The sequence below is a fragment of the Paraburkholderia ferrariae NBRC 106233 genome, from assembly GCF_000685035.1.
GTDB lineage: Bacteria > Pseudomonadota > Gammaproteobacteria > Burkholderiales > Burkholderiaceae > Paraburkholderia > Paraburkholderia ferrariae.
This window is the reverse complement of the sequence record NZ_BAYB01000002.1, coordinates 568956-581652: the sequence shown is the minus strand read 5'-3', so window position 1 is coordinate 581652 and position 12697 is coordinate 568956. Positions and strand designations below refer to the sequence as shown.

Annotated in this window: 11 protein-coding genes; 7 read left to right on the top strand and 4 right to left on the bottom strand. The window is 66.2% G+C overall.

Annotation, left to right across the window (positions count from 1 at the left end):
• The first annotated feature begins 21 nt into the window (after positions 1–21).
• From BFE01S_RS02930 to BFE01S_RS02920, 3 genes are all read left to right on the top strand, one after another.
• The gene (locus BFE01S_RS02930) at positions 22–876 is read left to right on the top strand and encodes an ABC transporter ATP-binding protein (RefSeq protein ID WP_028224315.1); all 855 of its coding nucleotides are present in this window, start codon (positions 22–24) and stop codon (positions 874–876) included.
• A gap of 300 nt (positions 877–1176) precedes the next feature.
• Positions 1177–1884 (top strand): carbonic anhydrase, encoded by a 708-nt coding sequence (locus tag BFE01S_RS02925; protein WP_042337017.1) that lies wholly within the window; start codon positions 1177–1179, stop codon positions 1882–1884.
• Between the two features lie 565 nt (positions 1885–2449).
• Entirely contained in the window at positions 2450–2629 is a 180-nt protein-coding gene (locus BFE01S_RS02920; RefSeq protein WP_028224313.1) for a hypothetical protein, read from the top strand.
• Between the two features lie 96 nt (positions 2630–2725).
• Here BFE01S_RS02920 and BFE01S_RS02915 read toward each other — a convergent pair whose 3' ends face one another.
• Complete coding sequence (locus tag BFE01S_RS02915) at positions 2726–3751, bottom strand: aldo/keto reductase (protein WP_028224312.1); 1026 nt, start codon at positions 3749–3751, stop codon at positions 2726–2728.
• Between the two features lie 348 nt (positions 3752–4099).
• Between BFE01S_RS02915 and BFE01S_RS02910 the strand changes: the two genes are divergently transcribed.
• Complete coding sequence (locus BFE01S_RS02910) at positions 4100–5527, top strand: DHA2 family efflux MFS transporter permease subunit (protein WP_028224311.1); 1428 nt, start codon at positions 4100–4102, stop codon at positions 5525–5527.
• Positions 5528–5584: 57 nt separating this feature from the next.
• Here BFE01S_RS02910 and BFE01S_RS02905 read toward each other — a convergent pair whose 3' ends face one another.
• The 3 genes from BFE01S_RS02905 to BFE01S_RS02895 form a co-directional block, all read right to left on the bottom strand.
• Positions 5585–6610, bottom strand: a complete 1026-nt coding sequence (locus BFE01S_RS02905; RefSeq protein WP_028224310.1) for a VTT domain-containing protein — start codon at positions 6608–6610, stop codon at positions 5585–5587.
• A 346-nt stretch (positions 6611–6956) separates the two neighbouring features.
• The gene (locus tag BFE01S_RS02900; RefSeq protein ID WP_028224309.1) at positions 6957–7580 is read right to left on the bottom strand and encodes an ABC transporter ATP-binding protein; all 624 of its coding nucleotides are present in this window, start codon (positions 7578–7580) and stop codon (positions 6957–6959) included.
• A gap of 90 nt (positions 7581–7670) precedes the next feature.
• Positions 7671–9047, bottom strand: a complete 1377-nt coding sequence (locus BFE01S_RS02895; protein ID WP_028224308.1) for an amino acid permease — start codon at positions 9045–9047, stop codon at positions 7671–7673.
• Positions 9048–9539: 492 nt separating this feature from the next.
• Here BFE01S_RS02895 and BFE01S_RS02890 point away from each other — a divergent pair, with 492 nt between their 5' ends.
• From BFE01S_RS02890 to BFE01S_RS02880, 3 genes are all read left to right on the top strand, one after another.
• On the top strand, positions 9540–10358 hold the full coding sequence (locus tag BFE01S_RS02890) for a helix-turn-helix transcriptional regulator (RefSeq protein ID WP_028224307.1): 819 nt from the start codon (positions 9540–9542) through the stop codon (positions 10356–10358).
• Positions 10359–10547: 189 nt separating this feature from the next.
• Entirely contained in the window at positions 10548–12254 is a 1707-nt protein-coding gene (locus BFE01S_RS02885; protein WP_028224306.1) for an FAD-dependent oxidoreductase, read from the top strand.
• A 30-nt stretch (positions 12255–12284) separates the two neighbouring features.
• Positions 12285–12476 (top strand): DUF2783 domain-containing protein, encoded by a 192-nt coding sequence (locus tag BFE01S_RS02880; protein ID WP_028224305.1) that lies wholly within the window; start codon positions 12285–12287, stop codon positions 12474–12476.
• The last annotated feature ends 221 nt before the right edge of the window (positions 12477–12697 follow it).

The window sequence follows — 12697 nt, the reverse complement described above, 5'->3', positions numbered from 1 at the left end:
ATGCGCAACGAGGAAGACGCCATGACCGCGCCGCAACCCGAAGGCATCGACATTCTCCACGTCAGCAAACGCTACGGCACCGGCGACGACGCCCTCGTCGTACTCGACGACGTGACCCTGCGGGTGCGCCCCGGCGAGTTCGTAAGCGTGCTGGGCGCGAGCGGCTGCGGCAAGTCCACGCTGCTGCGCCTGATTGCGGGCCTCGATGCGGGATACAGCGGCGCGATCATGGCGGGCGGCGAACGCGTGCGCGACACCTCGCTCGATCGCGGCATTGTGTTTCAGGATCACCGGCTTTTTCCGTGGCTGACCGCGGCGCAGAACATCTTCGCGGCTTTGCGCAACGCCCCGCTGTCGCAGCGGCAGAAACAGGAGGCCGTGGCGGAACACATCGCGCTCGTGGGCCTGGAAGGCTTCGAAAACGCGTATCCGCACCAGCTTTCGGGCGGCATGGCACAGCGCGTGGCGATCGCGCGCGGTCTCGTGAACCGTCCGCGCGTGCTGCTGCTCGACGAACCGTTCGGCGCGCTCGACGCGCTGACCCGCGGCCGCCTGCAAAACGAGCTCCAGCGCATCTGGGAACGCGAGCGCATCACCATGATCCTCGTGACGCACGACGTGGACGAGGCGGTCTATCTGGGCGAACGCGTGGTCACGATGGCGCCGCGTCCGGGGCGAATCCGCCGCATTGTGGAAGTCGCCTTGCCGCGGCCGCGCGAACGCAGCGATCCGCGCTTCGTGGCCTTGCGCGATGCGATCCTCGCCGACTTCACCGGCGAAACCGCCGGGAGCGACGGCGCTCCGCCCGCCCCGCCGCGCGAGAGCGACGAGGTCCGAAGCGGCCAGCCGTTCACCGCCTGGCGCCTGGCGTGGTAAGCCCGGCCCGGGGCGCCCGCCAGCCCCGGATCGGCAAGTTTGACCGACCGGCAGGTCGGTTGCCCGAAGCCGCCCGAAACCGCCCGCGGCGGCCGCACCGTCTCCTATCGGAAACTCCCGGCTGGGAAGTAGCGCGAACGCGTATAGGGCAATGCGTTTATGGCATGAGAGAATGCGACCGCGAATGCGATGGCGCCGCGGCGGGAACGGCACGTTTCCGATCCGCACGCCGTCATGGCAGCGTAAACTAACGCTGTTGCCATTCGTATGTGCCGATTCATGACAAAGAGAGAAACATCCATGCCAGAACAACCTCACTCGCACGAACACGACGATCATTCCGACTCGTGCGGCTGCGACCTGCTTCACCTGCTCAACGGCGTGGACGAGTTCACTCATCGCGTGTTCCCGGGCAACAAAGAACTGTTCCACAGCCTCGCCCATAGCCAGGCGCCGCACACGCTGTTCATCACCTGCGCCGATTCGCGGGTCTCGCCCGACATGGTCACGCAGACGCGCCCCGGCGAGCTCTTCGTCTGCCGCAACATCGGCAACATCGTGCCGGCTTACGGCGAGATGCTCGGCGGCGTGTCGGCCGTGGTCGAATTTGCGGTGCTGGCGCTCAATGTGCGCCAGATCGTGGTGTGCGGCCATACCGACTGCGGCGCGATGAAGGGCCTCGCCGCCGGCGGCGCCGCCACGGCCAACATGCCCACGGTCCATGCCTGGCTGCGCAACGCGGAAGCCGCGCGCAGCGTCGTGCAAACGCGCGGCCTGGACGAAAACCAGATCGTGCAGGCGCTGGTGGAGGAAAACGTGCGGCTGCAGTTGACGCACCTGCGCACGCACCCGGCTGTCGCGGCCCGTGTCGCCCAGGGGCAGCTTGCCCTGCAGGGCTGGGTGTACGACATCGGCCAAGGCAAGGTCTCGGTGCTCGACGAGGCAAACGGCCAGTTCCTCACCCTCGCCGAAGCGCGCGCCCGGCTGAGCAAGCAGGCGGCGGGCTGACGCTGCCGGGGCTGCGCGGCCCTTGCCGGGCGCCCGTCCGATCCATTACGCATAGGAACCGGCGGCGTCGCAATGCGACGCCGCCGGTGACGTATCAGCCCCTTCCCTCCGGCCGGCGGGCGTTCCCGCCGATCTATCCCCTTATTGCAACAATTATTTTCAGAATAGGTGTTTACCCTAGGGTTTAACGCGGCTATACTGCGCCCCGTACTACATGCGGCCCCTTTGCCGCAGCAGAAAAACCAGTCTGCCCAGCCGTCCGCTTTCTGCTTTATCGGCACTATCCAGCACCACCGCGCACCACCCGGCATCACCCTGGCAATAAACAAGCAATAAACAGGCAATACCGCGTCGCGCCGCGTAACACCCGTTCGCGGCACGCCAGGCTCGCCCACGCCATTGCACCGGCGCAGGCGGGCAAATCAGGCCCACTCCACGTCACTGGCCGGTCCGCTCCGCACATGAAGCGCGTCCGCCTGCCCGCGCATTGCTTGCGCGCCGACGCTCGGCAATGGGCTCTTCGCCCCACAAGGGCAGCGAACCCGAAAACCGAGGAATACCGTCCATGGAATACCTGCCGAAACCGCCCGCCAAAGTCGAAGTGAAGCTGCAGCTCCACCCCAACGACCATCACCGCGCGCTCGCCATCGCCAAGGCCGCCAATCTGGCGGAACGCGACTTCTTCGCCCTCGCCATTCATCTGGGCGCGGCGCAGATCCTGCGCGGCGCCGACACCCCGCAGTAAGCCACGCGCAGCAAGAGCGCCGGCCCATGCAAAAGGCGCGTGGCATGCCACGCGCCTTTCAGGTCGCAATCGCCGGAGAGATCGCCCCGAACCGCCTCAGACCGGCGACGGATTGCGCTCGGCAAAACCCTCCTGATGCCAGTACGGATACGCGGGCCGCACCGCGCTCGCGGCGTCCAGCTTCGCGACCTGCTCCGGTGTGAGATTCCAGCCCACGGCGCCAAGATTCTGGCGCAGTTGCGCTTCGTCGCGCGCACCGATCAGCACGGTGGAAACCGTGGGCCGCTGCAGCAGCCAGTTCAGCGCGATCTGGGGAATGGTCTTGCCGGTTTCCTGCGCGACCTCCTCGATCGCATCGATCACGCGAAAAAGGTACTCGTCCTGCACCGGCGGTCCCATGTCCGCGGTCTTGTGCAGGCGGCTCTTCCCGGGCAGCGGCTGGCCGCGCCGGATCTTGCCGGTCAGGCGCCCCCAGCCGAGCGGGCTCCACACCACGGCACCCACGCCCTGATCGAGGCCCAGCGGCATGAGCTCCCATTCGTAGTCGCGGCCGATCAGCGAGTAGTAGGTCTGGTTTGCGACGTAACGCGGATAGCCGTAGCGGTCGGCCACGTCGAGCGACTTCATGAGATGCCAGCCCGAAAAATTCGAAACGCCCGTGTAGAGAATCTTGCCGGCGCGCACCAGATCGTCGAGCGTGGAGAGGACTTCCTCAGCCGGCGTTTTCGCGTCGAAGCCATGTAGCTGGAAGAGATCGATATAGTCGGTCTGCAGGCGCTTGAGCGCCGCGTCCACCGCGCGCCGCAGATGCACCCGCGACGAACCTACGTTGTTCGGCCCGTCATCGAAACGAAAGGTCGCCTTGGTGGAGATGATGGCCTTGTCGCGGCGCCCCTTGAGCGCCTCGCCCAGCACCGACTCCGACGCGCCGCTCGAGTAAATATCGGCGCTGTCGAACATCGAAACACCGGCATCGAGGCAGATGTCGATGAGGCGGCGCGCTTCGGCGACATCGGTCGCGCCCCAGGCTTCGAAGAATTCTCCCTTGCCGCCGAACGTGCCGGTACCGAAGCTCAGCACCGGCACCTTGAAGCCCGATGCGCCCAGAAAGCGGTATTCCATTGCGTAGCCTCCACGAAACAAGTGGTTGAGAAACAGCAGTCGAGTGTACGCGCCTCGGGTTCTGCCTGCCCGGAACGAGCCTCTGGCGGCGGCGCTGTACACTGTCGCCTTTCGCCGATGGGCCGCAAGCGATATGCCTCGTGCGCGCGTTCGTATACGTTCGTGTGCGCAGGCGCGTACGACCCGTGTTTCCGATGGGAACCCGCACGTCGCCCCGGCGTTTCCGATGCGAACGGCCACCGGCCCGCACCATGCCAGCAGACCGACCATGCCCCACCTCTTTGCGCCCTGTTGCCCCCCGCCGGCCCACTTCCCTGTCATGACCCCGGCCACGCGCCCGGAGGCAGCATGAACGGCACCTCCACGCGCGGCCCGTCGGTCGGCTGGCTGCCGTACGTTGTGGCAGCAACCTTCTTCATGGAGTACCTCGACACCACCGTGATCGCGACGGCGCTGCCGCAAATGGCCCGCTCGTTCGGCATCGGCCCGAACAGCCTGAGCCTCGGCGTCACGGCCTATATGCTCGCGCTCGCCATCTTCATCCCGGCCAGCGGCTGGGTGGCCGATCGCTGCGGTTCGCGCACCGTGTTCTTCGGCGCCGTGGTGACGTTCACCGTGGCTTCGGTGCTGTGCGGGCTGTCGCAGAACGTGGACGAGTTCGTTGCCGCGCGCGTGCTGCAGGGCATGGGCGGCGCGATGATGGTCCCGGTCGGGCGCATGATCGTCGTGCGCAACACCGACAAGAGCCGGCTCATGCAGGCCATCTCCACCATCACCTGGCCCGCCATTGCCGCGCCCGTGGTCGGGCCGCCGGTCGGCGGCTTCATTACCACCTATGCGTCGTGGCGCTGGATCTTCCTGCTGAACGTGCCGTTCGGCATTGCCGTGCTCGTCGCAATCGTCGCCCTCGTGCCGAACCTGCGCGGCGAATCGCGCCGGCCGCTCGACTTCGTGGGCCTCGTGCTGAGCGGCGCGACGCTCACCGCCATCCTCTACGGGGCCGAGCTTGCGAGCCAACCCGGCAAGAATCCCTGGATAGCAGGCGGCATTGTTGCAGCGGGCCTCGTGCTCGGCTTCATTGCCGTTGCCCATGCGAAACGTCATCCGCATCCGCTGATCGACGTTTCCACTTTGAAAATTCCGACGTTTTCGGTCACGGTGGTCACCGGCTCGTTCACGCGCATCGGCATTGGCGCCGCGCCGTATCTGATGCCGCTGCTGTTCCAGATCGGCTTCGGCCTTTCGGCGTTCAAGTCCGGCCTGCTGCTGCTCGCGAGCGCACTCGGCAACCTCGGCATGAAGGCGCTCACCACCCGCATACTCGAACGCTGGGGCTTCAGGCAGGTTGCGATCGTCGATGTCGCGATCGCCGGCATCGCCACGATCGCATGCGGGCTGCTGACACCCGAAATCCCGCTGGCGGTGGTGCTGATCGTCGTGTTCGTCTATGGCGTCACGCGTTCGATGCAGTTCTCCACGCTCGCGACGCTCGCCTATGCCGACGTCGCGCAGCCGCAGATGAGCGCCGCCAGCACGCTCTGGAGCGCGGCGGCGCAGATGACGAACGGCCTGGGAATTGCGTTCGGCGCGGTGGCGCTGCGCGCGGCCGCCACCTTCAACGGCGAGACGACCGGCCATACGTTCACGCTCGACGACTTCCGCATCGCCTTTCTGCTGGCCGGCCTGCTGACGCTCGCTTCGATCTGGGGCTACGCGCAACTGGCGCGCGACGCGGGGCAAAACGTGGGCGGCGGCTCGCGGCGCCAGCGCGCCTGAAAGGGCTGGAACCGGCGTCGCGTGCGCGGCGCCGCCATTCGTAGGCGCGCTATTCCGTTACTTCGAGAGACTCGCGCGCACGGTGAATTCTTCTTGCGCGCCCGGCTCCGGCGGTTCGCTGTCGCGCGCGTGCGCGCCATGAAACTCCGAGGAAAGCGGCTCGACCGGATAGCCGTGGCGCTCCCAGGCGTCGAGGCCGCCCTTGAGCGCGTGGGCGTGATAGATGTTCTTGTGGCGCAACTGGCCGACGATGCGCTTGGCCGTGGCCTCGTTCGGACACACGCAATACACCACGATGGGCCGCTCGAGCAGTTCGGGCGCGAGCGCCTCGGTCGACTCCAGATTGAGGGGCCGCGCACCCGGAATGCGGTACGACTCCTTCTCGCGCACGCTTTGCGGACGCGCATCCAGCACGATCGGCGGCGCCGACGACTTCATCATCTCGTCGAGCTGATCGGGCGAGATGCGATGCGTGGCCAGCCAGCGGCGGAATTGCCAGCGGCGCAGCCAGCGCCAGGCGAGAAAGAGGGCGAACGCCACGGCAAGCACGTCGAAAATCGTGCCGCCGTTGGCGCGCACGAACATCACGAAGCGCGCGATTTCGGTATTGAGCGCCGCGCCGCCCAGCAGCCAGGTGGCCGCCCACAACACCGCGCCCAGCGCGTCCCAGAACAGAAAGATGCGCACATCGACCGTGGTCGTGCCGAGGAGCGGCGCGGAAATCAGCCCCAGCCCCGGCACGAACTTCGCCACCGAGAGAATGGGTGCACCATAGCGCTCGAACACGTTGCGCGCCACGCGGATGGTCGTGTCGAGCGAGAGCGAGAACCGCACGAGACCATTCAGCAGACGCCGTCCGCGCAGCCTGCCCGCCGTGAACCAGAGCGAATCGGCCAGCAGCGTGGCGACCACCGCCGCCGCCAGCAGATGCACGTAGGACGCCTCGCCGCCCGCCGCCATCGTCCCCGCGAGGACAAGCACCGGTGCAGCCGGCACCGGCACGCCGAGCTGCGTCACGAGCACGCTGAGAAAGACCACCCCGGCGCCGAAGTCGGGCGGAATGGCGGTCGGAAGAGTCCACATTGCGGGGGTTCCTGCACAAAGCCTGGCGGGTGAGAACAATAAAAACGGCTCGCTCGCGCGGGCCGAATGATGAGATTACCGCAAACATGTGAACTTCTGCTCGCCCGGGCACCGGAAGGGTCTTTTGCGCATTCGCAACGAGAGGCCCCGATCGTGCCCTTTCCGGCCGCGCGATCCGTCGTCGAGACAATCGAGGTTCAGTGCCAATCTCGTGGAAGTGCTTTATTTTCCGCGGTTTTCCGTTGCGAAACATGCGTTACGGGTGTCTCGACCGGCCGGGACAGACGGCGCAATTCGCGCCTGTTGCATCGCGCGCAGGCTCGTGCCATCGGGCATTCAAGCCGATTCAGCCCGCCTTCCGCAGATCCGCGAAGCGAATCGCCTTCGCGGCGCACGCATCGGAAAATGCCGTGTCGTAGCTGCAAAAGAAGACCGTTTGTTGTCGGCCCAGCGCGCGGAACAAATCGATCAGCGCGGGGCGCGCTGCGGCTTCGAGCCCGGCAGTCGGCTCATCGACGATGACCACCGCCGGCTTGCCGATTGCCGCCGCGGTCAGGAAAAACTTCTTGCGCGTCCCGAACGACATCTGCTCGAAGCGCTTGTCCCGATGCGCGGCCAGCCCGAAGCGTTCGATCAGATCGCCTGCCAGGCCGTCGAGGGGCGCGTGCCGCGCAGCGGCGACGCGTTCGAGATACGCCTGACCCGTCTGCGTCGGATACGTGATGCAGTCTTCCGGCACGTACGCGAGCCGCTGCTTCGCCCGCTCGGGATCGATACGCAGCGAATGACCGCCGATCCAGACGTCGCCCGCGTCCGGTGCGGACTCGCCGGCAAGCACGGCGAGCAGCGTCGACTTCCCGCTGCCCATCTCGTCGTTGAGCGCGACGCATCCGGCGTCCGTCTGATAGTGCAAATCCTGAAAGACCGTGTGATCGCCGTAGCGTTTGCAGAGGTGTTCGAAGCGGAGCATGACGCGCGAGGAGAGCCGGTTGAGCGCGCGCCTGGCGGCGCGCGCTATTAGCGGCAAGTGTAGCAGCCCTCCCGCGCGGGGCGCGGCGCGCTAGAACTCCGGCGAGCCCGACGCGGCAGCCCGGCCAGGCCGGATGTACATGCTGTACGCAAGCGCGAGCAGTACGAGCCAGGCGACGCCGACGTAGAGCGCGACGCGGGTGTTCTCGAAGTAGCCCAGTACCCCGATCACGCAGACCATGAACGCGATCGCAAGGAGAGGGCCGAGCGGCCACAGCGGCACGGGAAAACGCAGCTTCTGCGCCTCCTCGGGCGACAAGCGGCGACGCAGCGCCACTTGCGACAGCAGGATCATCAGCCACACCCAGACCGTCGCGAAGGTGGCAATGGCGGCGATCACGAGAAACACGCGCTCCGGCATCACCACGTTCAACACGACGCCGACGAGCAGCGCACCCGCCATCGCGAGCACCGTGACCCAGGGCACGCCGTGCTTCGACGTCTTGCCGAACACCGCCGGCGCCTGCCCTTGCTGCGCCATCCCGTACATCATGCGGCCGGCGCCGAAGATGTCGCTGTTGATGGCCGAGACGGCCGCGCTGATGACGATCAGGTTCAGGATACCGGCGGCCGAAGAAATGCCGAGCCCCGAGAAGATCTGCACGAACGGGCTGCCCTGATTGCCGATCCGGTTCCACGGGAAAAGGGCCATCAGCACCACCATCGTCAGCACATAGAACAGGAGAATGCGCCACGGCACCGTGCGGATCGCCTTCGGGATCACCTTCTCGGGGTCTTTCGCCTCGCCCGCGCTCATGCCGATGACCTCGATGCCGCCGTACGCGAAGATCACGACCGCCAGCGATTCCACGAGGCCCCCGCCGCCGTTCGGGAAGAAGCCGCCGTGCGACCACAGGTTATGCAGGCCGGCCGACGCGTCGATGCCCGTGCGGCCGCCGACCAGCAGGAGCGCGCAGCCGCCGGCGATCATCGCGACGATCGCGGCGACCTTGATGATCGACAGCCAGAACTCCATCTCGCCGAACACCTTCACGTTGCACAGGTTGATGCCGCAAATGACCAGGACGATGCCGAGCACCCAGATCCATTGCGGCACGCCCGGAAACCAGAAGCCCATGTAGATGCCGAACGCGGTAATGTCCGCGATCGCGACGATCACCATCTCGAACGTATAGGTCCAGCCGGTCATGAATCCGGCGAGCGGTCCGAGATTGTCGGTGGCGTACTGCCCGAACGAGCCGGATACAGGCTGATGCACGGCCATTTCGCCCAGCGCGCGCATCACCATATAGACCACCGCGCCCGCGAGCAGGTAGGCCAGGATCACGCTGGGTCCGGCAAGCTGGATCGCGGCCGCCGAGCCGTAGAAAAGCCCGGTGCCGATCGCGGAACCGAGCGCGAGGAAGCGGATGTGGCGCGCGCATAAATGGCGTTGCAATGCTTTCATCTTGTCTCCACTGAATGGCTGTATCCGGCGGTACGAACCGCGTCGCGACGGTCCAGCCGTGCCCGGAACGGGTGCCTCATCTGCGGCGACGAGTCGTAGCCTGCAGATGCGGCGGAGATCAAATTGTATAGACAACTTAATTTTAGGATAGCTAATGGATTACCCCTGGTTCGACGCGCTCTGCAAGACGGCGCCGGCGCGGACAGGGGGGCGGCGTCAGATAAGATGCGATCTGAATAAATAAACAGGATGACTGATTAATCCAATCGTTAAAGACTGTTAGCGCGGACAATCGATTTTTCGCGTGGCGAGCGAGGGTTCGGCGGCGACGCCTGCTGCAATGGGCATCCACCGGGTGGCACGCATGTCAGTAGCGGACTGGATTGCCACGATCGCCCCCTTTCCTTCCGTGCGATCAGCCGGAGGTACAATCGGCGTTCGGTGCTAATCTCGTGAAAGTGCTTTCTTTTCCACGGCTTTCCGTTACGAAACATGCGTTACTGGCGTCTCGACCGGCCGAAGCAGACAGGGCAATTCGACCTGTCGCGCGTCACGAGCCTCGTCTCGGCTATCGGCCGCGACGACGCGAATGCGCTCGCCGCCGAAGTGCTGAACCTGCTCGGCCCTGCGACATCGGTTTCGCAGTGCACGGTCTTCGCCTACGAGTTCGGCAACCGGCCGCGCACGGTTTCGGTCGCGGATCATCGCGGCGGGCGCTTCCTGCGCGACGTCGCCGACACTTACGCCCGCCTCTTCTACGCGCTCGACGGCAACCAGCAGGTCGTAGCCGGCACGGCAGCGGGCACGCCCGGCTCCTCGCTCGTGCTGCACTGGCAAACGAGCGCCGACATCGCGCACGAGGGCTACCGCGAAACCTGCTACGCCACGCCCAACGTGTCGGACCGCCTGTCGCTCCTGTTGCAGCCGGCCGCCGATATCTGGCTCTGCGTGAATCTCTATCGCGAACGCGACGCGGGCAATTTCCGGCCCGGCGAGATCGAACTGGTCGAATCGCTCGCGCCGCTGATCGGCGAAGCCGCCCGGCATCACTACGCGCTGCACGGCCAAAGCCAGATGGGCATTCCGCAGATGATGCTCGCGCGTCTTCGCAGCCAGTGCCCCACGCTTTCCAAGCGCGAACTCGACGTGCTGCGCGGCGTGCTCGAAGGCCATAGCGCGGTGGAGATCGCGGAGCAGATGGGCATCAAGCCCACGAGCGTCGTGACCTACCAGAAGCGCGCCTACCAACGGCTCGGCATCTCCAGCCAGCGCCAGCTGTTCGCGCTCTGCCTCGCGGCCGGCAAGGCCTGAGCGCCGCCCCCTCTCCCGCACGGGTTTCCGATACGACCGCGCTGTACCCAAATTGAGGACAGCGCGCGTCATGCTGCGCTCCATACTCGCTTCGACAACAGAATTTCCGATTGGAGACACCTTCCCCGTGCCCCTTCTCGCCCTCTCTCCCCATGACGGCGTGCGCGCCGTCTGCGACAGGACCTCACGATGAGCGCAGCCTTCCAGCCCTATCCGTTCGAAGCGAAACACTATGCCGCCCGGATACCCGAACTCGAGGCCGGCCGCGAGACGCGGCGCCACCCGGTCGCGATCGTCGGCGGCGGCCCCGTCGGCCTGGCCCTCGCACTGGGGCTCGCGCGCCACGGCGTGCGCTCGGTCCTGATCGAGGCCGACGAATCGGTCTGCTACGGCAGCCGCGCAATCTGCATCTCGCGCCGCAGCCTCGAAATCATCGAACGGCTCGGCGCGCTGGACGGGTTCCTCGCCAAAGGCCTGCCGTGGACCGGCGGACGCAGCTACTACCGCCACGACGAGGTCCTGCATTTCCGCATGCCCCAGGACGAAAACCAGAAGCTGCCGCCGATGGTCAATCTCGCCCAGTACCACATCGAGCAGTTTCTGCTGGATACGGCCGAGGCCCATGCCGACCTGATCGACATTCGCTGGCGCACGACCGTCACCGCCGTGCAAACCGATGCGGAGGGCGCAACGCTCACGCTCTCGACGCCCGAAGGCAGCTACACGATGGAAACCGACTGGCTGGTGGCCGCGGACGGCGGCCGCAGCACGATCCGCGAGGCGCTGGGCCTGAAACTGCAGGGCACGAGTTACGAAGGCCGTTACGTGATCGTCGATATCCTGCTCGACAGCGCGCGCCCGACCGAACGCCTCGCCTACTTCGATCCGGCCTCGAATCCGGGCTCGACCGTGCTCGTGCACAAGCAGCCCGACAACGTCTGGCGCATCGACTATCAACTGCGCGACGGCGAAGACGCCGAAGCGGCGATCAAACCCGAAAACGTGATGCCGCGCGTGCAGAGCCTGCTCGACATGATGGGCGAAACCGCGCCGTGGTCGCCCATCTGGATCACGATCTACAAGGCCAACGCGCTCACGCTGGAACGCTATCGTCATGGCCGCGTGCTGTTCGCGGGCGACGCGGCGCATCTGGTGCCGATCTTCGGCGTGCGCGGCGCGAATTCCGGCATCGACGACGCCGACAATCTCGCCTGGAAACTCGCCTTCGTCGTGCAGGGCCGCGCGACGGACACGCTGCTCGACAGCTATTCGGACGAGCGCGTGTATGCGGCTCACGAGAACCTGAGCTACGGCACGAAGAGCACCGAATTCATGGCGCCCCCTTCATTCGCGTTCGATCTGATGCGCACGGCGGTCTTGAGCCTCGCGCGCCAGCATCCGTTCGTGCGATCGCTCATCAACCCGCGCCAGACTTCGGCCATCGCGTACCGTGCGTCGCCGCTGAATGCCGCAACTTCCACGGCTTTCGCGATGGGTCCGGCACCGGGCACCGTGCTGCCCGAGTGTCCGCTCACGATCGCCGGCGCGGGCGCATTACGCGAGGGGCATCTCACCGATCTGGTCGAACCGCGCTTCACGGCCTTCTGGTTCAGCGCCGATGGTTCGGTGCCGGCCGCGTTGATCGAACTGGAGAGCGCGCTCGCGGCGCGCAACATCCCGTTCGCTGTCGTGCCGCTGGCCGCCCGCGCGCCGGCCGACACCGCCCGCGCGAGCGGCTGGGATCACACGGGGCGCCTGTTCCCCTTGTACGGCGTCGAAACGAACGCACTGTATCTGGTGCGACCGGACGGCCACGTGCTCGGCCGCTGGCAAGGCGAAGCCGACACCCTCGCGGCACACGCCCTCGCCGCACTCGATCACGCGCTGCGGACCTGACCCATTGCCGTCAACAGAGAGACCACGACCATGACCGACAGCGAACTCGACACCGTCTACACACGGCTGTGCACCACCATGACCGACCTGGGCGAAACCCAGGCCCCGCTCTTTCTCGCGCGCTTCGCGCTGCTCGCCATCGAGCGGATCGGAAACGCGGAAGTCACGCTCGGTCTGATCGCAGCAGCCAGCGAGTCGCTTCCCGCGCCCACGGGAAGCTGAGCGCACGCCGGTTGCCGATACGAAAAACCGGCGCGCTAACGCCCGGTTACCCGCGCAATTCGCTCGAACTGGAAAGAACGCGCGTACTCGCTCGGGTTGTCGTCGGACATGTCGAGCGACGCGCGGTTGACGAACTGCCCCTGCGTTGCGTCCCCCCACCTACGAGCCCACGAACGAAAAGGCGCGGCTACCGGTCTCGATAGCCGCGCCACACTGGCCGT